Source organism: Pseudomonas sp. GW821-FHT07G06, assembly GCF_058986625.1.
Window position 1 is genome coordinate 67,304 of sequence record NZ_JBYSVW010000003.1, and the last position, 23,546, is coordinate 90,849.

The following is a 23,546-nucleotide window of genomic DNA, read 5'->3' on the forward strand; positions in this document are numbered from 1 at the left end:
TAGCTTCTGCTGGGCATGATTACAGACGCATCGGCATGACAACGTAGGCCGAGTCGTCGTTATCCGATTCCTGCACCAGCGCACTGCTGTTGGAGTCGGACAGGATCAGACGAACCTGCTCGGTGGTCATCACGCCCAGCACGTCGAGCAAGTAGCTCACGTTGAAGCCGATTTCCAGAGAGCCACCGTTGTATTCGACGCCCACTTCTTCTTCCGCTTCTTCCTGCTCCGGGTTGTTCGCCTGGATCTTCAGCTGACCACTGGCCAGTTGCAGACGGATACCACGGTACTTCTCGTTGGACAGGATCGCGGTACGGCTGAACGCTTCGCGCAGCGCCTGGCGATCGCCCAGTACCAGCTTGTCGCCGCCTTTTGGCAGAACGCGTTCGTAGTCAGGGAATTTGCCGTCGACCAGTTTCGAGGTGAAGGTGAATTCACCGGTGGTGGCGCGGATGTGGTGCTGACCCAGAACGATGGCAACCGTACCATCCGGTTCAGTCAACAGGCGCGCCAACTCCAGAATCCCTTTACGCGGGACGATCACTTGATGGCGATCCGGGTGGCCGATTTCGGCAACCATGCTGCACATCGCCAAGCGGTGACCATCGGTCGCGACTGCACGCATCAGTCCATTCGAGACTTCCAGCAGCATACCGTTGAGGTAGTAACGAACATCCTGCTGGGCCATGGCGAAGCTGGTGCGCTCGATCAGACGGCGCAGCTTGCTTTGCTCCAGGCTGCAGGTCAGCGAGCCCGGGCCTTCTTCCACGGTAGGGAAGTCGTTAGCCGGCAGCGTCGACAGGGTGAAGCGGCTACGGCCGGCCTTGACCACAAGCTTCTGCTCATCGACCTTGATATCGATCAGCGCATCGTTGGGCAGGCTCTTGCAGATGTCCATCAGCTTGCGCGCGGGCACGGTGATGGAACCCGGATCCGCCGGCTCTTCGAGTTGAACACGACCGACCAGCTCGACTTCCAGGTCGGTACCGGTCAGCGACAATTGCTGGCCTTCGACAACCAGCAGCACGTTGGAGAGCACCGGCAAGGTCTGGCGGCGTTCGACGACGCCTGCGACCAGTTGCAGGGGTTTCAACAGGGCTTCGCGTTGAATGGTGAAATGCATGGTCTAGTCCCTTGCCTTAATTAGCTGCGCTGGTGTTCATCAAGTGGTCAGTGTACGCAGCAGGTTCTTGTAGTCCTCGCGGATGTCCGCGTCGGATTCCTTAAGTTCGTTGATCTTGCGGCAGGCGTGCAAAACAGTCGTATGGTCGCGGCCGCCAAACACGTCGCCGATTTCCGGCAGGCTGTGGTTAGTCAACTCTTTGGACAAGGCCATTGCAACCTGACGCGGACGTGCGACCGAGCGAGAACGACGCTTGGACAGCAAGTCGGAGATCTTGATCTTGTAGTACTCGGCGACGGTGCGCTGAATGTTATCCACAGAGACCAGTTTATCCTGCAACGCCAACAAGTCCTTCAGGGATTCGCGAATCAGCTCGATGGTGATATCGCGACCCATGAAGTGCGAGTGGGCGATCACGCGTTTGAGCGCGCCCTCCAGCTCACGGACGTTGGAGCGAATACGCTGGGCAATGAAGAACGCGGCGTCATGCGGCAGCTCGACTTTGGCCTGGTCGGCCTTTTTCATCAGGATCGCCACGCGGGTTTCCAGCTCCGGTGGCTCGACCGCTACGGTCAGGCCCCAGCCAAAGCGGGATTTGAGGCGTTCTTCAAGGCCTTCGATTTCCTTCGGGTAGCGGTCACTCGTGAGAATGACCTGCTGGCCACCTTCGAGCAGGGCGTTGAAGGTGTGGAAAAACTCTTCCTGGGAACGCTCTTTACGGGCGAAGAACTGAATGTCATCGATCAGCAACGCATCCACCGAACGGTAAAAGCGTTTGAACTCGTTGATCGCGTTCAGTTGCAGGGCCTTGACCATGTCCGCCACGAAACGCTCGGAATGCAGGTACACCACCTTGGCATTCGGGTTCTTCTTTAATAGATGGTTACCCACAGCGTGCATCAAGTGGGTTTTACCCAGGCCCACGCCACCATAAAGGAAGAGCGGGTTGTAACCGTGCTTGGGGTTGTCAGCCACCTGCCAGGCGGCGGCGCGCGCCAACTGGTTGGATTTACCTTCAACGAAATTCTCGAAGGTAAAGGTACGGTTCAGGTAACTGGTGTGCTTGAGCGCACCTTCGACCTGCACGGTACGTTGCTCGGCGCGAACCGGGGCCTGTTGCGAACTGGCGCCGGCCATCGGGTCGAAGCTGTCACGGGAAGGTTCTTCCTCGGTGACCTCGGCCACTTTTTGCGTGGCGCGCTTGGTCGAAGCCGCAGCAGGTGCTGGCGGCGGCGGACTGGCGAGAGTTTGAGCAGCCTGGGCCTGGGAGGCCGCGGCTGCCAGGGGAGCATTTGGCGCCGCACGCGGTGCCGAACTGCGTTTGCTGCCTATTAATAAGGAAAGCGCAGGCGCCATGCCATTGCCGTGCTCATCGAGCAATTCGAGAACACGCCCCAGGTACTTTTCGTTGACCCAGTCCAGAACAAAACGATTGGGTGCATAGACACGCAACTCGTCGCCTTCGGCTTCGACCTGTAGTGGACGGATCCAAGTGTTGAATTGTTGGGCAGGCAGCTCATCGCGCAGAAGCTCCACGCACTGCTGCCAAAGTTCCACTGACACGGATATCCCCTAAGTTGAAAGCCGGTGAGGCAAAAACAAGCGGCCATTGTAGCGACCAGACGCCGACTTATCCACACGAAGGTGGTTCATCGACCAAGAAGAATCGCCGTTTCATACGAAAAAAAGACGACCAGTGGTCTGTGCATAAGCCCTGTGGATAACCAGGGTTAAGGTCATTGCACAAGTGGGAGCGAAACTCGGTGGATAACCTGCCTGTGGATAAACAGGCTTTCCACACACAGGTTATCCGACAGCGCAGCACAGGCTGAACACGGTTTTCCACTGTAGTTGTCATTCTCTGTACAGCAGGTAAAACAAGGTCTGAAGCCACTTATCCACAGAAGAGTGCGAGCCTAGCTTTTATAAGCTTTACAGAAAAGCTTTAAATACTTTCCTTTCTTATTTTTATATTTACCGGCGGTTCGTTCAGCGCAAAACGCCTGGAGATCTATTTATAAGGAAACGCTGGTTGGAAATTGACCTGAAGGCTTGCTTTCTCTAGAATCCCCGGTCTCTTAAAACGGGGGCCATTCCGGCCCGTTGTGGACGAACCAGGTAACACGACAATGAAACGTACTTTCCAACCAAGCACTATCAAACGCGCTCGTACCCACGGTTTCCGTGCTCGCATGGCTACCAAGAACGGTCGTGCCGTTCTGTCGCGTCGTCGCGCCAAAGGTCGTGCGCGTCTGGCAGTTTGATAAGCCGGCACTGGAGGTGAGTCAGGACTTCAGTCGGGAAAAGCGTCTGCTTACTCCCCGGCATTTCAAGGCAGTCTTTGACTCCCCTACCGGCAAGGTTCCGGGGAAAAATCTCCTGCTCCTTGCGCGCAACAACGATCTTGATCACCCCCGTCTCGGGTTGGTTATCGGGAAAAAGAGCGTAAAGCTCTCCGTCGAGCGCAATCGCCTCAAACGTCTGATGCGCGAATCGTTTCGCCTGAACCAGGATTCACTGGTCGGTTGGGACATTGTTATCGTCGCGCGCAAAGGTTTGGGTGACGTAGAAAACCCCGAATTGATTCAGCATTTCGGCAAACTCTGGAAACGCCTGGCTCGCAGTTCGCCGGTACCAGCAGTCAAAACCGAAACTGTAGGGGTAGACAGTCCAGATGCGTAAACTGGCACTCGTTCCGATCCAGTTTTATCGCTATGCCATTAGTCCCCTGATGGCCAGTCACTGTCGTTTCTACCCCAGTTGTTCCTGCTACGCGTTAGAAGCCATCGAAAATCATGGCCTTCTTCGCGGTGGCTGGCTGACCTTTCGTCGTTTAGGTCGCTGTCATCCGTGGAATCCCGGTGGTTATGACCCGGTTCCACCTATCCCTACCTCCCGTTCTTCTTCGATGGCCGAGTAATCATGGATATCAAACGCACGATCCTGATCGTCGCCCTGGCAATCGTGTCCTATGTAATGGTTCTTAAATGGAACCAGGACTATGGCCAGGCTGCCCTGCCGACTCAGAATGTTGCCACCAATACGACTGCATCGGGCCTGCCGGATACGGCATCTGGCTCCAACGCTTCCGCCAGTGACGACATTCCACGTGCTGCAAGCGACACCAGCGCACCTGCCGAAACGCCGGTGGCTGTGAGCAAGGACCTCATCCAGATCAAAACGGATGTACTGGACCTGGCTGTCGACCCACAAGGTGGTGATGTTGCCCTGCTGACCCTGCCGCTGTATCCGCGTCGTCAGGATCACCCGGAAATTCCGTTCCAGCTGTTCGATAACGGCGGCGAACGTACTTATCTGGCACAAAGCGGTCTGATCGGCACCAACGGTCCGGATGCAAATCCGGCCGGTCGTCCGGTTTATTCCTCGGAGAAGAAGGTTTATCAACTGGCTGACGGTCAGGACCAATTGGTCGTGGACCTGAAGTTCAGCAAGGACGGCGTCAACTACATCAAGCGTTTCACCCTGAAACGCGGCCTGTATGACGTAACCGTTTCCTACCTGATCGACAACCAGAGCGCCCAGCCCTGGACCGGTGCGATGTTCGCCCAGTTGAAGCGTGACGCCAGCGCCGATCCTTCGTCGACCACGGCGACCGGTACCGCGACTTACCTGGGCGCCGCCCTGTGGACAAGTTCCGAGCCGTACAAGAAAGTGTCCATGAAGGACATGGACAAGGCACCGCTGAAAGAAACCGTCACTGGCGGTTGGGTTGCCTGGTTGCAGCACTACTTCGTGACCGCATGGATTCCGGCCAAGGGCGAAAACAACGTCGTCCAGACCCGTAAAGACAGCAAAGGCAACTACATCATCGGCTACACCGGCCCATCGATGAGTGTTGCACCGGGTGCCAAGGCCGAAACCAGCGCTGTTCTGTACGCTGGTCCGAAAAGCCAGGCCGTGCTGAAAGAGTTGTCCCCAGGCCTGGAACTGACTGTCGACTACGGCATTCTGTGGTTCATCGCCCAACCGATCTTCTGGTTGCTGCAACACATCCACGCCATTGTGGGTAACTGGGGTTGGTCGATCATCTTCCTGACCATGCTGATCAAAGGGATCTTCTTCCCGTTGTCGGCTGCCAGCTACAAATCCATGGCGCGCATGCGTGCAGTGGCACCGAAACTGGCCGCGCTGAAAGAGCAACATGGCGATGACCGGCAGAAAATGTCGCAAGCCATGATGGAGCTGTACAAGAAAGAGAAGATCAATCCGCTGGGTGGTTGCTTGCCAATCCTCGTGCAGATGCCGGTTTTCCTCTCGCTGTACTGGGTTCTGCTGGAAAGCGTTGAAATGCGCCAGGCGCCGTTCATGCTGTGGATTACCGACCTGTCGATCAAGGATCCGTTCTTCATTCTGCCGATCATCATGGGTGCAACCATGTTCATCCAGCAGCAACTGAACCCGACTCCTCCGGATCCGATGCAGGCCAAGGTGATGAAGCTGATGCCGATCATCTTCACCTTCTTCTTCCTGTGGTTCCCGGCGGGTCTGGTGCTGTACTGGGTAGTGAACAACTGCCTGTCGATCGCCCAACAGTGGTACATCACTCGTAAGATCGAAGCGGCTGCCAAAGCAGCTGCCTGATTTACACTGTGGATAACCACTCAAGACGCCCCCTAGTGGGGCGTTTTGCTATCTGTCACTTTTGTCTGGATACCGGTTTATGAGCGTTCCTCGTGAAACCATCGCCGCCGTCGCCACCGCTCAAGGTCGTGGCGGTGTAGGCATCGTGCGTATTTCCGGGCCGTTGGCCAGCGTTGCGGCCAAGGCTTTCAGTGGTCGCGAGCTCAAGCCGCGATTTGCCCACTACGGCCCGTTTTTGGGTGAACACGACGAGGTGCTGGACCAGGGCATCGCGCTGTATTTTCCGGGGCCAAACTCGTTTACCGGCGAGGATGTGCTGGAACTCCAGGGACATGGTGGCCCGATCGTTCTGGATATGTTGCTCAAGCGCTGCCTGGAACTGGGTTGTCGGCTCGCCCGGCCGGGGGAGTTCAGCGAGCGCGCGTTCCTCAACGACAAGCTTGACCTGGCCCAGGCCGAGGCAATTGCCGACCTGATTGAGGCCAGTTCTGCCCAGGCTGCGCGAAACGCGTTGCGCTCCCTGCAGGGGGCTTTCTCGTCACGTGTGCATAACCTCACCGAGCAACTGATCGGCCTGCGTATCTATGTCGAAGCGGCCATCGATTTCCCGGAAGAGGAAATCGACTTCCTCGCCGATGGCCATGTCCTGAGCATGCTCGACAAAGTTCGCGACGAGTTATCCACTGTCATGCGCGAAGCCGGGCAGGGTGCTTTGCTGCGTGACGGCATGACCGTGGTCATTGCCGGTCGTCCGAATGCCGGTAAATCCAGCCTGCTCAATGCACTGGCAGGGCGTGAAGCGGCGATCGTGACCGAAATTGCCGGCACTACCCGTGACGTACTGCGTGAACATATCCACATCGATGGTATGCCGCTGCATGTGGTGGATACCGCCGGTCTGCGCGATACCGATGACCATGTGGAAAAAATCGGTGTCGAACGTGCCCTGAAAGCCATCGGTGAAGCGGATCGGGTACTGCTGGTGGTCGATGCCACCGCGCCGGAAGCCCTCGATCCGTTCGCACTGTGGCCAGAATTTCTCGAAACCCGTCCCGATCCCGCAAAAGTTACCCTGATCCGCAACAAGGCCGACCTTACGGGCGAAGCCATTGCCCTGGAGATCAGCGATGACGGCCACGTCACCATCAGCCTGAGCGCCAGGTCCGGAGGTGTCGGTCTGGAGCTGCTGCGTGATCACCTCAAGGCCTGCATGGGCTACGAGCAAACGTCCGAAAGCAGCTTCAGTGCCCGCCGGCGCCACCTGGAGGCGCTAAGTCATGCCAGTGCTGCCCTTGAACATGGTCGAGCCCAATTGACCCTGGCCGGTGCTGGCGAGTTGTTGGCCGAAGATCTGCGCCAGGCTCAGCAATCGCTGGGTGAAATCACCGGTGCTTTCAGCTCTGACGACCTGTTGGGGCGAATTTTCTCCAGCTTCTGCATCGGCAAGTAGCCCTCCTGTTGTTCACAGACAGGCCGTTCGTGCCTGTCTGCTCTCTCTTTTTCTGAATAAACCCTCCAGTGCCGAGCGGACTTTGTCTGCTTGAGCGAAATTCTCGTGCCTGAATTTCGAGCGAGTGACACTTTTCTGTGGATTAAGCCCTGTGAATAACCGCCGCTAAGGTCAGTTGATAACAGGGCCTGAAAACTGAACATAACCGCCTCTGTGGATAACCACCCCTTTCATCCACAGGCTTACACCGGTTATCCAAGGGTCTCATTGGCACATGAACACAGGGTTTTGAATCGCTGTACATATTGAAAATAAAGGCCTGTAGCGTTCTATCCACAGAAAGGCATGTGCATAGAAATAAACATAAAAACAAAGATTTAATAAATTTCTCTCTTTTTAATTTCTATAACTCCGACTTTTCCACAGCTGGTTAAATTTTGTGCAAAGGGTTCTTTAGGAAGGGCGAAGTCCCTATACTTGTCGACCAGGTCCGAAAACCTGAGCTCAAACTATTCCTGAATTACCTACTTAAGCAGGCACGAGGTGCGTGGTGGATTTCCCTTCCCGTTTTGAAGTGATCGTCATCGGCGGCGGTCATGCCGGTACCGAGGCAGCACTGGCCTCAGCACGTATGGGGGTGAAAACCCTGTTGCTGACGCATAACGTGGAAACCCTCGGTGCCATGAGTTGCAACCCGGCCATTGGCGGGATCGGCAAAAGCCACCTGGTCAAGGAAATCGATGCCCTCGGCGGCGCGATGGCCATGGCTACCGATAAAGGCGGCATCCAGTTTCGCGTGTTGAACAGCCGCAAAGGCCCGGCCGTGCGTGCAACCCGTGCACAGGCAGACCGGATTCTGTACAAGGCCGCTGTCCGCGAAATCCTGGAAAACCAGCCGAACCTGTGGATATTTCAACAGGCCGCCGATGACCTGATCGTCGAGCAGGAACAAGTGCGCGGCGTAGTGACCCAGATGGGCCTGCGTTTCCTCGCCGACTCGGTGGTTTTGACCACCGGCACCTTCCTCGGTGGACTTATCCACATTGGATTGCAGAATTTCTCCGGCGGCCGTGCCGGTGATCCACCGTCGATTGCCCTGGCTCACCGTCTGCGTGAATTGCCTTTGCGGGTCGGTCGCCTGAAGACCGGTACACCGCCGCGTATCGACGCCCGTTCCGTGGATTTTTCGGTGATGACCGAGCAGGCCGGCGATACGCCGATCCCGGTGATGTCGTTCATGGGTTCCAAAGAGCAGCATCCACGGCAGATCAGTTGCTGGATTACCCACACCAACGCCCGTACCCACGAAATCATCGCGGCCAACCTCGACCGTTCGCCGATGTATTCCGATGCAGGCGAGATCGAAGGCATCGGCCCGCGTTACTGCCCGTCGATCGAAGACAAGATTCACCGCTTTGCCGACAAGGAAAGCCACCAGGTCTTCATCGAACCGGAAGGTTTGACCACGAACGAGCTGTACCCGAACGGGATATCCACATCCTTGCCGTTCGATGTGCAATTGCAGATCGTGCAATCGATCCGCGGCATGGAAAACGCACACATCGTGCGCCCGGGCTACGCCATCGAGTACGACTACTTCGATCCACGCGACCTGAAGTACAGCCTGGAAACGAAAGTGATCGGCGGCCTGTTCTTCGCCGGGCAAATCAACGGCACCACCGGTTACGAAGAAGCCGGCGCACAAGGTTTGCTCGCCGGAACCAACGCGGCACTGCGCGCGCAGGGCAAAGACGCCTGGTGCCCGCGTCGCGACGAAGCCTATATCGGCGTGTTGGTCGATGACCTGATTACCCTCGGCACCCAAGAGCCGTACCGGATGTTCACCTCCCGCGCCGAATACCGTTTGATCCTGCGCGAAGACAACGCCGACCTGCGCCTGACCGAAAAGGGTCGCGAACTGGGCCTGGTGGATGACGCGCGTTGGGCGGCTTTCTGCAAAAAACGCGAAAGCATCGAACTGGAAGAGCAGCGCCTGAAAAGCACCTGGGTTCGCCCGGGCACTGAACAGGGCGATGCGATTGCCGAAAAATTCGGCACGCCGCTGACCCACGAATACAACCTGCTGAATCTCTTGAGCCGTCCGGAAATCGACTACGCTGGTCTGATCGCCGTGACTGGTGGCGGCGCAGAAGATCCACAAGTCGCCGAACAGGTCGAAATCAAGACCAAGTACGCCGGCTACATCGATCGTCAACAGGACGAAATCGCCCGCCTGCGCGCCAGCGAAGACACCAAACTGCCTGTGGATATCGATTACACGAATATTTCCGGTCTCTCCAAAGAGATCCAGAGCAAGCTCGGTGCGACCCGCCCTGAAACCTTGGGCCAGGCCTCGCGTATCCCGGGCGTAACGCCGGCAGCCATTTCGCTGTTGATGATTCATTTGAAAAAACGCGGCGCGGGCCGTCAGTTGGAGCAAAGCGCTTGAGTTCGTTGGTCACTTCGCAACATGCAGAAGAGTTATCCACAGGTGCCCGCCAGCTTGGCGTCACGCTGACAGAAACCCAGCACGCGCAACTGCTGGGTTATCTGGCCCTGTTGATCAAATGGAACAAGGCTTACAACCTCACCGCCGTGCGTGATCCGGACGAAATGGTCTCCCGTCACCTGCTCGACAGTCTGAGCGTGATGTCATTCATCGAAAACGGACGCTGGCTCGACGTCGGTAGTGGCGGCGGCATGCCTGGCATTCCGCTGGCTATCCTGTTTCCCGAGTCCCAGGTGACGTGCCTGGACAGCAACGGCAAGAAAACCCGCTTCCTGACCCAGGTCAAACTCGAACTCAAACTGGATAACCTGCAAGTTATCCACAGTCGCGTCGAAGCGTTCCAGCCTGCCCAACCCTTCAACGGGATCATTTCCCGGGCGTTCAGCAGCATGGAAAACTTCAGCAACTGGACTCGCCACCTCGGCGATAGCGAAACACGCTGGCTGGCAATGAAGGGCGTTCATCCGGCCGATGAGCTGGTAGCATTGCCGGCAGACTTCCACCTCGATAGCGAACACGCCCTGGCCGTACCTGGTTGCCAAGGCCAACGCCATCTGCTGATACTGCGCCGCACGGCATGATTGGGAACACAAGCAAGAATGGCTAAGGTATTCGCGATAGCGAACCAAAAAGGTGGCGTGGGCAAAACCACCACCTGCATCAACCTCGCAGCATCCCTGGTCGCGACCAAGCGCCGGGTGCTGTTGATCGACCTCGATCCACAGGGCAACGCCACCATGGGTAGCGGTGTGGATAAACATGGTCTGGAAAACTCGGTCTACGACCTGTTGATCGGTGAGTGCGACCTGGCCCAGGCCATGCACTTCTCCGAACACGGTGGTTACCAGCTGTTGCCGGCCAACCGCGACCTGACTGCGGCCGAAGTGGTGCTGCTGGAAATGCAGATGAAGGAAAGCCGTCTGCGCAGTGCGCTGGCGCCTATCCGGGAAAACTACGATTACATCCTGATCGACTGCCCGCCGTCGCTGTCGATGCTGACCTTGAATGCACTGGTTGCCGCCGATGGGGTCATTATCCCCATGCAATGCGAGTACTTCGCACTCGAAGGCTTGAGCGACCTTGTGGATAACATCAAGCGTATCGCTGAACTGCTCAATCCGAACCTCAAGGTCGAAGGCCTGCTGCGGACCATGTACGACCCGCGACTGAGCCTGATGAACGATGTCTCGGCGCAGCTCAAGGAACACTTCGGCGAACAGCTCTACGACACCGTCATTCCGCGCAACATCCGTCTGGCCGAAGCGCCAAGCTACGGCATGCCGGCGCTGGCGTACGACAAATCGTCGCGAGGTGCCGTTGCCTATCTGGCATTGGCGGGCGAAATGGTTCGTCGTCAACGCAAAAACTCACGCATCGCCGCCGCTCAGGCAACTTAAGGAATCCCCATGGCCGTCAAGAAACGAGGTCTCGGACGTGGACTGGATGCTCTGTTGAGTGGTCCGACTGTCAGCTCGCTGGAAGAACAAGCGGCGCAAGCCGATCAGCGTGAGCTGCAACACCTTCCCCTGGATCTGCTCCAGCGCGGCAAATACCAGCCGCGTCGTGACATGGACCCGCAGGCGCTGGAAGAATTGGCGCAGTCGATCAGGGCCCAGGGCGTCATGCAGCCCATCGTGGTTCGCCCGATCGGCAGCGGTCGTTTTGAAATCATTGCGGGCGAACGTCGCTGGCGTGCCAGCCAGCAGGCGGGGCAGGAAACCATCCCGGCGATGGTTCGCGATGTACCGGATGAAACCGCGATCGCCATCGCCCTGATCGAGAACATCCAGCGCGAAGACCTGAACCCGATTGAAGAGGCGGTGGCCCTGCAGCGTTTGCAGCAGGAGTTCCAGCTGACCCAGCAACAGGTGGCCGAAGCCGTGGGCAAGTCCCGGGTGACCGTGGCCAACCTGCTGCGCCTGATTTCCTTGCCGGAAGTCATCAAGACCATGCTGTCCCACGGCGACCTGGAAATGGGTCATGCCCGTGCTTTGCTCGGTTTGCCGGAAAATCAACAGGTTGAAGGGGCGCGACATGTTGTCGCACGCGGGCTGACCGTGCGCCAGACTGAGGCACTGGTTCGCCAGTGGTTGAGTGGCAAACCGGAGCCTGTGGAACCTGCAAAACCGGACCCGGATATCGCCCGCCTCGAACAGCGCCTGGCCGAGCGCCTAGGCTCTGCGGTGCAGATCCGCCACGGTAAGAAGGGTAAGGGGCAGTTGGTGATTGGCTACAACTCCCTGGATGAGCTTCAAGGCGTACTTGCACATATTCGCTGAAACATTTCCTCATGTAGCGCGCAGTCGGAAATCACTACCTGACAGTTGAATAGGGGCAGAACCGCCCCTATACTCTGCGCGCATTTTGTCGGCACAAATTATGCCAAGTTATTGAATTCTGGCAGCCGACCATTGGAGAGCAAAAGTGATGGAAACCCGCACGCCAAACCGCTTGCCCTTCCATCGCCTGGCAGTTTTTCCGGTGTTAATGGCTCAATTTGTCGTTTTGCTCATCGCTGCTTTGGCGCTCTGGCAATGGCGGGGAGTCGTTGCCGGGTACTCGGGACTTTGCGGAGGCCTGATAGCCTTGCTGCCCAATGTTTATTTCGCTCACAGGGCATTTCGGTTTTCCGGCGCCCGAGCAGCCCAGTCCATCGTCCGGTCTTTTTATGCCGGCGAGGCAGGCAAACTGATTTTGACGGCAGTGCTGTTTGCACTGGTGTTTGCAGGTGTGAAGCCATTGGCGCCGATTGCAGTATTCGGTGTCTTCGTGCTGACTCAGTCAGTCAGCTGGTTCGCTCCCCTGCTGATGAGAACAAGACTTTCGAGACCTTAGGGCGTTTGAGGCAACCATGGCAGAAACAACCGCTTCGGGCTATATCCAGCACCACTTGCAGAACCTGACCTTCGGTCAGCACCCAACCGGCGGCTGGGGCTTTGCCCACACCGCAGCAGAAGCCAAGGAAATGGGCTTCTGGGCTTTCCACGTCGATACCCTCGGCTGGTCGGTCGCATTGGGTCTGATCTTCGTTCTTCTTTTCCGCATGGCGGCAAAGAAAGCGACCTCGGGTCAGCCTGGTGCTTTGCAGAACTTCGTTGAAGTATTGGTCGAATTCGTCGATGGCAGCGTGAAAGACAGCTTCCATGGCCGTAGCCCGGTGATTGCACCGCTGGCACTGACCATTTTCGTCTGGGTGTTCCTGATGAACGCCGTCGACCTGGTACCGGTCGACTGGATTCCTCAACTGGCCATCCTGATCTCCGGCGACGCACACATCCCGTTCCGTGCCGTGTCGACCACTGACCCGAACGCGACCCTGGGCATGGCGTTCTCGGTTTTCGCACTGATCATTTTCTACAGCATCAAGGTCAAGGGCCTCGGCGGCTTCATCGGCGAGCTGACCCTGCACCCGTTCGGCAGCAAGAACATCTTCGTTCAGGCCCTGCTGATCCCGGTGAACTTCCTGCTGGAATTCGTGACCCTGATCGCCAAGCCGATCTCCCTGGCTCTGCGTCTGTTCGGCAACATGTATGCCGGCGAACTGGTCTTCATCCTGATTGCTGTGATGTTCGGCAGCGGTCTGCTCTGGCTCAGCGGCCTGGGCGTCGTGCTGCAGTGGGCGTGGGCTGTGTTCCACATCCTGATCATCACCCTGCAGGCGTTCATCTTCATGATGTTGACCATCGTCTACCTGTCGATGGCGCACGAAGAAAACCATTAAGACCAGTCTCGACTAGTCTGATGTCCTTCCCGGTCAAACGGGAAGGGGCTCTTCACGGGGCCTCTGAAACGATTTGTTTTACCGCTTTAAATTAAAAAAACCTAAACCATACGACGTAAAAGTCGGGAGGAAAGATGGAAACTGTAGTTGGTCTAACCGCTATCGCTGTTGCACTGTTGATCGGCCTGGGCGCACTGGGTACCGCAATTGGTTTCGGCCTGCTGGGCGGCAAGTTCCTGGAAGGCGCAGCGCGTCAGCCAGAAATGGTTCCAATGCTGCAAGTTAAAATGTTCATCGTTGCCGGTCTGCTCGACGCCGTAACCATGATCGGTGTTGGTATCGCTCTGTTCTTCACCTTTGCGAACCCGTTCGTTGGTCAGATCGCTGGCTAATTACTCGGATCTTCCGGGTAATTTGGTGTGATGGACAACGTAACTGCGAGGTGTTGGCGTGAACATTAATGCGACCCTGATTGGCCAGTCCGTTGCGTTCCTGATTTTTGTACTGTTCTGCATGAAGTTCGTATGGCCTCCGGTCATCACGGCTTTGCACGAACGTCAAAAGAAGATCGCTGATGGTCTGGACGCTGCCAGCCGAGCAGCTCGCGACCTGGAGTTGGCCCAAGAGAAAGCGGGTCAGCAACTGCGCGAAGCGAAAGCTCAGGCAGCTGAAATCATCGAGCAAGCCAAGAAACGCGGTACCCAGATTGTCGACGAAGCCCGTGAACAGGCTCGCGTCGAAGCTGACCGTGTGAAGGCTCAGGCTCAGGCCGAGATCGAACAGGAACTGAACAGCGTCAAAGACGCGCTGCGCGCCCAAGTGGGTAGCCTGGCCGTTGGCGGTGCTGCGAAGATCCTGGGTGCCACAATCGATCAAAACGCGCACGCAGAGCTGGTAAACCAACTGGCTGCTGAAATCTAAGCGAGGGCGATCATGGCAGAACTGACCACGTTGGCCCGACCTTACGCTAAGGCGGCCTTCGAGCACGCTCAGGCCCACCAGCAACTGGCCAATTGGTCAGCCATGCTCGGCCTGGCAGCAGCGGTGTCGGAAGACGACACCATGCAGCGCGTGCTCAAGGCCCCGCGACTGACGAGCGCAGAAAAGGCCGCCACGTTCATTGACGTGTGCGGCGACAAGTTTGATGTAAAGGCACAGAATTTCATTCACGTCGTTGCCGAAAACGACCGTCTCCCGCTGTTGCCGGAGATCGCCGCTCTGTTCGACCTGTACAAGGCCGAACAAGAGAAATCGGTAGACGTTGAAGTGACCAGTGCCTTCGCATTGAACCAAGAACAGCAAGACAAACTCGCCAAGGTTCTCAGTGCACGACTCAACCGGGAAGTGCGCCTGCAAGTCGAGGAAGATTCATCCCTTATTGGGGGTGTTGTCATCCGCGCCGGCGACCTGGTTATCGATGGCTCGATTCGCGGCAAAATCGCGAAACTTGCCGAAGCATTGAAATCTTGAGTTTGAAGGGGCAGCAGAGCAATGCAGCAACTCAATCCTTCCGAAATAAGTGAAATTATCAAGGGCCGCATCGACAAGCTCGATGTGACCTCCCAAGCCCGTAACGAAGGCACTGTCGTCAGCGTATCTGACGGCATCGTGCGGATTCACGGTCTGGCCGACGTAATGTACGGCGAGATGATCGAGTTTCCGGGCGGCGTCTTCGGCATGGCCCTCAACCTGGAGCAAGACTCTGTAGGTGCCGTTGTATTGGGCGCATACCAGACTCTGGCTGAAGGCATGAGCGCCAAGTGCACTGGCCGCATCCTGGAAGTTCCGGTTGGTAAGGAACTGCTGGGTCGCGTAGTCGACGCACTGGGTAACCCAGTTGACGGCAAAGGTCCGCTGAACAACACCGAGACCGACGCGGTCGAGAAAGTTGCTCCAGGCGTGATCTGGCGTAAGTCGGTAGACCAGCCTGTACAGACTGGCTACAAGGCTGTCGATGCCATGATCCCTGTCGGCCGTGGCCAGCGTGAGCTGATCATCGGTGACCGTCAGATCGGTAAAACCGCTCTGGCGATCGACGCGATCATCAACCAGAAAGACAGCGGCATTTTCTGCGTCTACGTAGCGATCGGTCAGAAACAATCGACCATCGCCAACGTTGTTCGCAAGCTGGAAGAAAACGGTGCACTGGCTAACACCATCATCGTTGCAGCGAGCGCTTCGGAATCTGCAGCACTGCAGTTCCTGGCTCCGTACTCCGGTTGCACCATGGGCGAATACTTCCGCGACCGCGGTGAAGACGCGCTGATCGTTTATGACGATCTGTCCAAGCAAGCAGTGGCTTACCGCCAGATTTCCCTGCTGCTGCGCCGTCCACCAGGCCGTGAAGCTTACCCAGGCGACGTGTTCTATCTCCACTCCCGTCTGCTGGAGCGCGCATCCCGCGTTTCGGAAGAGTACGTAGAGAAGTTCACCAACGGCGCAGTGACCGGCAAAACCGGTTCCCTGACCGCACTGCCGATCATCGAAACCCAGGCTGGCGACGTTTCCGCGTTCGTTCCGACCAACGTGATTTCCATCACCGACGGTCAGATCTTCCTGGAATCGGCCATGTTCAACTCGGGCATCCGCCCTGCAGTGAACGCCGGTGTTTCGGTATCCCGTGTGGGTGGTGCCGCTCAGACCAAGATCATCAAGAAGCTGTCCGGTGGTATCCGTACCGCTCTGGCTCAGTACCGTGAACTGGCGGCATTCGCCCAGTTCGCTTCTGACCTGGACGAAGCGACCCGTAAGCAACTTGAGCATGGTCAGCGCGTTACCGAGCTGATGAAGCAGAAGCAATACGCGCCAATGTCGATCGCCGACATGTCGCTGTCGCTGTATGCCGCTGAGCGTGGGTTCCTGACCGACGTTGAAATCGCCAAGATCGGCAGCTTCGAACAAGCGCTGATTGCTTACTTCAACCGCGATCACGCCGACTTGATGGCGAAGATCAACGTGAAGGGTGACTTCAATGACGAAATCGATGGCGGCCTGAAAGCCGGTATCGAGAAGTTCAAGGCCACCCAAACCTGGTAAGCCGCAGCGGGAGCCTAGCGGCTCCCGCTTGCTAACCTGATAGGTGTTACATGGCAGGCGCAAAAGAGATTCGCAGTAAGATTGCGAGCATCAAAAGCACGCAAAAGATTACCAGCGCCATGGAAAAAGTGGCGGTCAGCAAAATGCGCAAGGCACAAATGCGCATGGCTGCTAGCCGTCCTTATGCGGAGCGCATCCGCCAGGTTATTGGCCATCTGGCCAACGCTAACCCGGAATATCGCCACCCGTTCATGATCGACCGTGAAGTAAAGCGCGTCGGTTATGTCGTAGTGAGCAGTGACCGTGGTCTGTGTGGTGGCTTGAACACCAACCTGTTCAAGGCTTTGGTCAAGGACATGGCGGTAAACCGCGAAAACGGCGTCGAGATCGATCTGTGTGTAGTTGGTAGCAAGGGTGCGGCTTTCTTCCGCAACTTCGGCGGTAACGTCGTTGCAGCTATCAGCCACCTGGGTGAAGAGCCGTCGATCAATGATCTGATCGGCAGCGTCAAGGTGATGCTGGATGCCTACCTGGACGGCCGTATTGACCGCCTGTCCGTGGTGTCCAACAAGTTCATCAACACCATGACACAACAGCCTACCGTGGAGCAGTTGATTCCACTGGTGGCAACCCCGGATCAAGAACTCAAGCACCACTGGGACTATCTCTACGAACCGGATGCCAAGGAGCTGCTCGACGGCTTGATGGTCCGTTACGTGGAGTCGCAGGTCTACCAGGCGGTGGTCGAGAACAACGCGGCTGAACAAGCTGCGCGGATGATCGCGATGAAGAACGCTACCGACAACGCCGGTGATTTGATCAGCGATTTGCAGCTGGTCTACAACAAGGCGCGTCAGGCTGCGATCACCCAAGAGATCTCGGAAATCGTCGGCGGCGCTGCCGCGGTTTAACGGTTCAAATATTCAGAGGATCCAGCTATGAGTAGCGGACGTATCGTTCAAATCATCGGCGCCGTTATCGACGTGGAATTCCCACGCGACAGCGTACCGAGCATCTACGACGCCTTGAAAGTTCAAGGCGCCGAAACCACTCTGGAAGTTCAGCAGCAGCTGGGCGACGGCGTGGTTCGTACCATTGCGATGGGCTCCACCGAAGGCTTGAAGCGCGGTCTGGACGTCAACAACACTGGCGCAGCCATCTCCGTACCGGTCGGTAAAGCGACCCTGGGCCGGATCATGGACGTACTGGGCAACCCGATCGACGAAGCTGGCCCGATCGGCGAAGAAGAGCGTTGGGGCATTCACCGCCCTGCGCCAACCTTCGCTGAACAAGCCGGTGGCAACGAGCTGCTGGAAACAGGCATCAAGGTTATCGACCTGGTTTGCCCGTTCGCCAAGGGCGGTAAAGTCGGTCTGTTCGGTGGTGCCGGTGTAGGCAAGACCGTAAACATGATGGAACTGATCCGTAACATCGCCATCGAGCACAGCGGTTATTCCGTGTTCGCCGGTGTGGGTGAGCGTACTCGTGAGGGTAACGACTTCTACCACGAGATGAAGGACTCCAACGTTCTGGACAAAGTGGCACTGGTTTACGGTCAGATGAACGAGCCGCCGGGAAACCGTCTGCGCGTAGCACTGACCGGCCTGACCATGGCCGAGAAGTTCCGTGACGAAGGTAACGACGTTCTGCTGTTCGTCGACAACATCTATCGTTACACCCTGGCCGGTACTGAAGTATCCGCACTGCTGGGCCGTATGCCTTCGGCAGTAGGTTACCAGCCGACCCTGGCTGAAGAGATGGGCGTGCTGCAAGAGCGCATCACTTCGACCAAGCAAGGTTCGATTACTTCGATCCAGGCGGTATACGTACCAGCGGACGACTTGACCGACCCGTCGCCAGCGACCACCTTCGCCCACTTGGACGCCACCGTCGTTCTGTCCCGTGACATCGCTTCCCTGGGTATCTACCCAGCGGTAGACCCACTGGACTCGACTTCGCGTCAGCTGGACCCGAACGTGATCGGCAACGACCACTACGAAACCGCTCGCGGTGTTCAGTACGTGCTGCAGCGTTACAAAGAACTGAAGGACATCATTGCGATCCTGGGTATGGACGAGCTGTCGGAAGCCGACAAGCAGTTGGTAAACCGTGCTCGTAAGATCCAGCGCTTCTTGTCGCAGCCGTTCTTCGTGGCTGAAGTCTTCACCGGTGCATCGGGTAAATACGTTTCCCTGAAAGACACCATTGCTGGCTTCAAAGGCATCCTCAACGGTGACTACGACCACCTGCCAGAACAAGCGTTCTACATGGTTGGCGGCATCGAAGAAGCGATCGAGAAAGCCAAGAAACTGTAATCCCGGCGCCCGGCAACGGGCGCTAATTTAGGTTGAGGCAATCAGATGGCTATGACAGTCCATTGCGATATCGTCAGCGCGGAAGGGGAAATCTTTTCCGGTCTGGTCGAGATGGTGATTGCGCACGGTGCACTGGGTGATCTTGGTATCGCCCTGGGTCACGCGCCGCTGATCACTAATCTGAAGCCAGGTCCGATCCGCCTGGTCAAGCAGGGCGGGGAAGAGGAGGTGTATTACATCTCCGGTGGTTTCCTCGAGGTTCAGCCGAACATGGTCAAGGTACTTGCCGACACCGTGCAACGTGCTGCCGATCTGGATGAAGCCTCCGCTCAGGAAGCCGTTAAGGCTGCCGAGAAGGCCTTGCATGAACGTGGCGCTGAATTCGATTACGGTTCTGCTGCCGCACGTCTGGCCGAGGCTGCAGCCCAGCTGCGCACCGTCCAGCAGATCCGCAAGAAGTTCGGCCACTAAGGTTGCGCTTGTTGTGCGATTGATTAAAAAGGGTAGCCTCGGCTACCCTTTTTTCTTTTCCGATTTTTACAACCTGGTCGCAGCCGCTGACCACCCAGGATTGGTAGCCAGTCATGTCTCTTGAAATCGTTATTCTCGCTGCTGGCCAAGGCACGCGCATGCGTTCCGCTTTGCCGAAAGTTTTGCACCCGATTGCCGGCAACTCCATGCTCGGCCATGTTATCCACAGCGCCCGGCAACTTGATCCACAGCGCATTCACGTGGTGATCGGCCATGGCGCCGATGCCGTGCGTGAACGCCTGGCGGCGGATGATCTGAACTTCGTCCTGCAGGATAAGCAGCTGGGCACCGGTCACGCCGTTGCTCAAGCCGTGCCGTTCATTCAGTCCGACAACGTGCTGGTGCTTTATGGCGATGTGCCGTTGATCGAAGTCGATACCCTGCAACGCCTGCTCAAGCAGGTGGGGCCAGAGCAATTGGCTTTGCTGACTGTCGAGCTGGATGATCCGACCGGTTACGGCCGCATTGTTCGTGATGCGCAGGGCAAGGTCACGGCCATTGTCGAGCAGAAAGATACCAATGAAGCCGAGCGCAAAATCACCGAAGGCAATACCGGCATTCTGGCGCTGCCTTTTGCCCGTCTTGGCGACTGGATGAGCCGTCTCTCCAATAACAACGCCCAGGGCGAGTATTACCTGACCGACATCATTGCCATGGCCGTGAGCGATGGTCTGGTGGTGGCCACCGAGCAACCCCACGACGCCATGGAAGTGCAGGGCGCCAACGATCGCAAGCAGCTTTCCGAACTGGAACGGCATTATCAATTGCGCGCCGGTCGTCGTTTGATGGCTCAAGGTGTGACGCTGCGCGACCCGGCTCGTTTCGATATCCGCGGTGACATCACGGTCGGCCGCGATGTGCTGATCGATATCAACGTGATCCTCGAAGGTAAGGTGGTCATCGAAGATGACGTGGTGATCGGCCCGAACTGCGTGATCAAGGACAGTACCCTGCGCAAAGGCGTGGTCATCAAGGCCAACAGCCATATCGAAGGTGCCATCCTGGGTGAAGGCAGCGATGCCGGCCCGTTCGCTCGTCTGCGTCCAGGTACTGTGCTGGAAGCTCGCGCACATGTGGGTAACTTCGTCGAGTTGAAAAACGCGCACCTGGGCGAAGGCGCCAAGGCCGGTCACCTGGCCTATCTGGGCGATGCCGAGATCGGCGCGCGCACCAACATTGGTGCCGGCACCATCACCTGCAACTACGATGGTGTGAACAAGTGGAAAACCGTGTTGGGTGAAGATGTGTTCATTGGCTCCAACAACTCGTTGGTGGCGCCTGTGGATATCCTCGATGGCGCGACCACAGCGGCTGGTTCGACCATTACGTCGACTGTGGATAAATCCCAGTTGGCTATCGGGCGTGCTCGCCAGAAGAACATCGATGGCTGGAAGCGGCCGGAGAAGGTCAAGAAGGGCTGAGTTATCCACTGACCTTTGAGATCAAAAGATCGCAGCCTTCGGCAGCTCTTACAGGGAAAACATAAACCCTTGTAGGAGCTGCCGCAGGCTGCGATCTTTTTTCGTTTATCCACAGGTCTTTTCATCACTCCGCACTTGACGAAGTTTCGCTGATAGGTTTTTATTGCTTCCGTTATCTTTCGAATCGAAACTTACCAAGTCATGTCGAAGCGCAACACACCTCAACGTCGTCACAACATCCTCGCCTTGCTCACTGAGCAGGGCGAAGTCAGTGTGGATGAGTTGGCCAAGCGCTTCGAAACGTCGGAAGTTACGATTCGCAAGGATCTGGCGGCACTTGAAAGCAATGGTCTGTTGCTGCGTCGTTACGGCGGGGCGATTACCATGCCTCAAGAACTGGTGGCCGACCTTGGTCAGCCGGTTTCCAAGTACAAACAAGCCATCGCTCGCGCCGCCGTCGCGCGGATTCGCGAGCATGCGCGCATCATTATCGACAGTGGCAGTACCACCGCTTCCATGATCCCGGAACTTGGCCAACAGCCCGGCCTGGTGGTGATGACCAACTCGCTGCATGTCGCCAATGCCTTGAGCGAACTTGAGCACGAACCGGTGCTTTTGATGACCGGTGGCACCTGGGACCCGCACTCCGAGTCCTTTCAGGGGCAGGTTGCCGAGCAGGTACTACGCTCCTACGATTTCGACCAGCTGTTTATCGGTGCCGATGGCATCGATCTGGTTCGCGGTACAACCACCTTCAACGAACTGCTCGGACTGAGCCGGGTCATGGCCGAAGTCGCCCGTGAAGTGGTCGTGATGGTGGAGGCCGATAAGATCGGCCGCAAGATTCCCAACCTGGAGCTGCCCTGGAGCAGCGTCCATACCCTTATTACCGATGAACGCCTGCCGCTCGAGGCTCGCGATCAGATTCAGGCCCGCGGCATCAATTTGATATGCGCGGCTGTCAGTCAGGAGAAATAGCATGTGTGGAATTGTCGGCGCAGTCGCAGAACGTAACATCACCGCCATCCTCGTCGAAGGCCTGAAACGCCTCGAATACCGTGGGTATGACAGCGCTGGCGTGGCGGTCTACACCAACGATGAAAAACTCGAGCGCCTGCGTCGTCCGGGCAAGGTCAGTGAGCTGGAGCAGGCATTGACCACCGAGCCGCTGGTTGGTCGTCTGGGCATCGCCCACACCCGCTGGGCGACTCACGGCGCACCGTGCGAGCGCAATGCTCACCCGCATTTCTCCGGTGACCTGGCGGTGGTGCACAACGGCATCATCGAAAACCACGAAGCCCTGCGTGAACAACTGAAAGCCCTGGGTTATGTGTTCACCTCGGACACCGACACCGAAGTCATCGCGCACCTGCTGAACCACAAACTCAAGGGTCTGAGCGACCTGACCGTGGCCCTCAAGGCGACCGTCAAAGAGCTGCACGGTGCTTACGGCCTGGCAGTGATCAGCTCCAAGCAACCTGATCGCCTGGTCGCGGCCCGCAGCGGCAGCCCGCTGGTGATCGGCCTGGGCCTTGGGGAAAACTTCCTGGCCTCCGACCAGTTGGCCCTGCGTCAGGTCACTGACCGCTTCATGTACCTGGAAGAAGGCGATATCGCCGAAATCCGCCGCGACAGCGTGCAGATCTGGGACGTTGACGGCCAGGCTGTCGAGCGCGAAGCCGTGCAGTATCGCGACGGTGCCGAAGCCGCTGAAAAGGGCGAGTTCCGCCACTTCATGCTCAAGGAAATCCACGAGCAGCCGTCCGTGGTGCAGCGCACCCTGGAAGGTCGCCTGAGCCAGAACCAGGTGCTGGTACAGGCATTCGGTCCACAGGCGGCCGAGCTGTTCGCCAAAGTGCGCAACGTACAGATCGTCGCGTGTGGCACCAGTTACCACGCCGGCATGGTCGCGCGTTACTGGCTCGAAGAGCTGGCCGGTATTCCTTGCCAGGTCGAAGTCGCCAGCGAATTCCGCTACCGCAAGGTGGTGGTGCAGCCCGACACCTTGTTCGTGACCATTTCCCAGTCCGGCGAAACCGCCGATACCCTGGCCGCTCTGCGCAACGCCAAGGAACTGGGCTTCCTCGCCAGCCTGGCGATCTGCAACGTCGGCATCAGCTCGCTGGTGCGTGAGTCCGACCTGACCCTGTTGACCCAGGCCGGCCGCGAAATCGGCGTGGCCTCGACCAAAGCCTTCACCACGCAATTGGTCGGCCTGTTGTTGCTGACGCTTTCCCTGGGCCAGGTTCGTGGCACCTTGGCCAAAGACGTAGAAGCGACCCTGGTTGAAGAACTACGTCGTTTGCCAACCCGCCTGGGCGAGGCGCTGGCCATGGACAGCACTGTGGAAAAAATCTCCGAGCTGTTCGCCGAGAAAAACCACACGCTGTTCCTCGGTCGCGGCGCGCAGTTCCCGGTAGCGATGGAAGGCGCGCTCAAGCTCAAGGAAATCTCCTACATCCACGCCGAAGCCTACCCGGCCGGCGAGCTGAAACACGGCCCGTTGGCGCTTGTGGATAACGACATGCCCGTGGTGACCGTGGCGCCGAACAACGAGCTGCTGGAGAAGTTGAAGTCAAACCTCCAGGAAGTCCGCGCCCGCGGTGGCCAGTTGATCGTCTTCGCTGACGAGAAGGCCGGCATGACCAACGGTGAAGGCACCCACGTGGTGCACATGCCGCACATCCACGACATCCTGTCGCCGATCCTCTACACCATCCCGCTGCAACTGCTGTCGTACTACGTCGCCGTACTCAAAGGCACCGACGTTGACCAGCCGCGCAACCTGGCGAAGTCGGTCACCGTGGAATAAGTTATCCACAACGAAAAACCCCCTCT

General features: G+C 57.5%; 23 protein-coding genes. 21 read left to right on the plus strand and 2 right to left on the minus strand.

Features of this window, described 5'->3' with window-relative positions:
- Positions 1–19: 19 nt before the first annotated feature.
- Positions 20–1,123 carry a DNA polymerase III subunit beta gene (gene dnaN / locus AC3WJW_RS06915; protein ID WP_493725559.1) on the minus strand — a complete coding sequence of 368 codons (1,104 nt, stop codon included), beginning with the start codon at positions 1,121–1,123 and terminating at the stop codon, positions 20–22.
- 39 nt (positions 1,124–1,162) lie between these two features.
- A complete protein-coding gene (dnaA, locus tag AC3WJW_RS06920) occupies positions 1,163–2,686 on the minus strand; it encodes a chromosomal replication initiator protein DnaA (RefSeq protein WP_007969887.1) in 1,524 nt (507 codons plus the stop codon).
- A gap of 566 nt (positions 2,687–3,252) precedes the next feature.
- On the opposite strand from dnaA, the gene rpmH reads away from it, so the two are divergent.
- From rpmH to glmS, 21 genes are all read left to right on the plus strand, one after another.
- The gene (rpmH, locus tag AC3WJW_RS06925) at positions 3,253–3,387 is read left to right on the plus strand and encodes a 50S ribosomal protein L34 (protein ID WP_003213577.1); all 135 of its coding nucleotides are present in this window, start codon (positions 3,253–3,255) and stop codon (positions 3,385–3,387) included.
- Positions 3,388–3,403: 16 nt separating this feature from the next.
- Positions 3,404–3,805, plus strand: coding sequence for a ribonuclease P protein component (rnpA, locus tag AC3WJW_RS06930; RefSeq protein WP_015097448.1), 402 nt, complete (start codon positions 3,404–3,406; stop codon positions 3,803–3,805).
- On the plus strand, positions 3,798–4,043 hold the full coding sequence (gene yidD, locus AC3WJW_RS06935; protein ID WP_010207715.1) for a membrane protein insertion efficiency factor YidD: 246 nt from the start codon (positions 3,798–3,800) through the stop codon (positions 4,041–4,043). Before rnpA ends, yidD begins: the two co-directional genes overlap by 8 nt.
- A gap of 2 nt (positions 4,044–4,045) precedes the next feature.
- Positions 4,046–5,725, plus strand: a complete 1,680-nt coding sequence (yidC, locus tag AC3WJW_RS06940) for a membrane protein insertase YidC (RefSeq protein WP_493725560.1) — start codon at positions 4,046–4,048, stop codon at positions 5,723–5,725.
- 79 nt (positions 5,726–5,804) lie between these two features.
- On the plus strand, positions 5,805–7,175 hold the full coding sequence (mnmE, locus tag AC3WJW_RS06945; protein ID WP_493725561.1) for a tRNA uridine-5-carboxymethylaminomethyl(34) synthesis GTPase MnmE: 1,371 nt from the start codon (positions 5,805–5,807) through the stop codon (positions 7,173–7,175).
- A gap of 550 nt (positions 7,176–7,725) precedes the next feature.
- A complete protein-coding gene (gene mnmG, locus AC3WJW_RS06950; protein ID WP_102701003.1) occupies positions 7,726–9,624 on the plus strand; it encodes a tRNA uridine-5-carboxymethylaminomethyl(34) synthesis enzyme MnmG in 1,899 nt (632 codons plus the stop codon).
- Entirely contained in the window at positions 9,621–10,265 is a 645-nt protein-coding gene (gene rsmG / locus AC3WJW_RS06955) for a 16S rRNA (guanine(527)-N(7))-methyltransferase RsmG (protein WP_007969895.1), read from the plus strand. The genes mnmG and rsmG overlap by 4 nt, the downstream gene beginning before the upstream one ends.
- A gap of 18 nt (positions 10,266–10,283) precedes the next feature.
- On the plus strand, positions 10,284–11,081 hold the full coding sequence (locus AC3WJW_RS06960) for a ParA family protein (RefSeq protein WP_008002319.1): 798 nt from the start codon (positions 10,284–10,286) through the stop codon (positions 11,079–11,081).
- 9 nt (positions 11,082–11,090) lie between these two features.
- Positions 11,091–11,963, plus strand: a complete 873-nt coding sequence (locus AC3WJW_RS06965; RefSeq protein WP_102700984.1) for a ParB/RepB/Spo0J family partition protein — start codon at positions 11,091–11,093, stop codon at positions 11,961–11,963.
- A gap of 148 nt (positions 11,964–12,111) precedes the next feature.
- The gene (locus AC3WJW_RS06970) at positions 12,112–12,519 is read left to right on the plus strand and encodes a F0F1 ATP synthase subunit I (protein ID WP_007969901.1); all 408 of its coding nucleotides are present in this window, start codon (positions 12,112–12,114) and stop codon (positions 12,517–12,519) included.
- A 16-nt stretch (positions 12,520–12,535) separates the two neighbouring features.
- A complete protein-coding gene (gene atpB, locus AC3WJW_RS06975) occupies positions 12,536–13,405 on the plus strand; it encodes a F0F1 ATP synthase subunit A (RefSeq protein ID WP_015097443.1) in 870 nt (289 codons plus the stop codon).
- Positions 13,406–13,539: 134 nt separating this feature from the next.
- Positions 13,540–13,797 (plus strand): F0F1 ATP synthase subunit C, encoded by a 258-nt coding sequence (gene atpE, locus AC3WJW_RS06980; RefSeq protein WP_003097235.1) that lies wholly within the window; start codon positions 13,540–13,542, stop codon positions 13,795–13,797.
- A gap of 58 nt (positions 13,798–13,855) precedes the next feature.
- Positions 13,856–14,326: a F0F1 ATP synthase subunit B gene (locus tag AC3WJW_RS06985; protein WP_047535495.1), complete on the plus strand. Its 471-nt coding sequence runs from the start codon at positions 13,856–13,858 to the stop codon at positions 14,324–14,326.
- A 12-nt stretch (positions 14,327–14,338) separates the two neighbouring features.
- On the plus strand, positions 14,339–14,875 hold the full coding sequence (locus AC3WJW_RS06990; RefSeq protein ID WP_007985049.1) for a F0F1 ATP synthase subunit delta: 537 nt from the start codon (positions 14,339–14,341) through the stop codon (positions 14,873–14,875).
- Positions 14,876–14,896: 21 nt separating this feature from the next.
- On the plus strand, positions 14,897–16,441 hold the full coding sequence (atpA, locus tag AC3WJW_RS06995; RefSeq protein WP_007969905.1) for a F0F1 ATP synthase subunit alpha: 1,545 nt from the start codon (positions 14,897–14,899) through the stop codon (positions 16,439–16,441).
- Positions 16,442–16,491: 50 nt separating this feature from the next.
- Complete coding sequence (gene atpG, locus AC3WJW_RS07000) at positions 16,492–17,352, plus strand: F0F1 ATP synthase subunit gamma (RefSeq protein WP_007934344.1); 861 nt, start codon at positions 16,492–16,494, stop codon at positions 17,350–17,352.
- A gap of 27 nt (positions 17,353–17,379) precedes the next feature.
- Positions 17,380–18,756, plus strand: coding sequence for a F0F1 ATP synthase subunit beta (atpD, locus tag AC3WJW_RS07005; protein ID WP_007969907.1), 1,377 nt, complete (start codon positions 17,380–17,382; stop codon positions 18,754–18,756).
- A 45-nt stretch (positions 18,757–18,801) separates the two neighbouring features.
- Positions 18,802–19,227 (plus strand): F0F1 ATP synthase subunit epsilon, encoded by a 426-nt coding sequence (locus AC3WJW_RS07010; protein ID WP_007969909.1) that lies wholly within the window; start codon positions 18,802–18,804, stop codon positions 19,225–19,227.
- A 113-nt stretch (positions 19,228–19,340) separates the two neighbouring features.
- Entirely contained in the window at positions 19,341–20,708 is a 1,368-nt protein-coding gene (gene glmU, locus AC3WJW_RS07015; RefSeq protein WP_493725562.1) for a bifunctional UDP-N-acetylglucosamine diphosphorylase/glucosamine-1-phosphate N-acetyltransferase GlmU, read from the plus strand.
- Positions 20,709–20,909: 201 nt separating this feature from the next.
- Positions 20,910–21,686, plus strand: coding sequence for a DeoR family transcriptional regulator (locus AC3WJW_RS07020; RefSeq protein WP_007969913.1), 777 nt, complete (start codon positions 20,910–20,912; stop codon positions 21,684–21,686).
- A 1-nt stretch (position 21,687) separates the two neighbouring features.
- A complete protein-coding gene (gene glmS, locus AC3WJW_RS07025; protein ID WP_493725563.1) occupies positions 21,688–23,520 on the plus strand; it encodes a glutamine--fructose-6-phosphate transaminase (isomerizing) in 1,833 nt (610 codons plus the stop codon).
- Positions 23,521–23,546 lie beyond the last annotated feature (26 nt).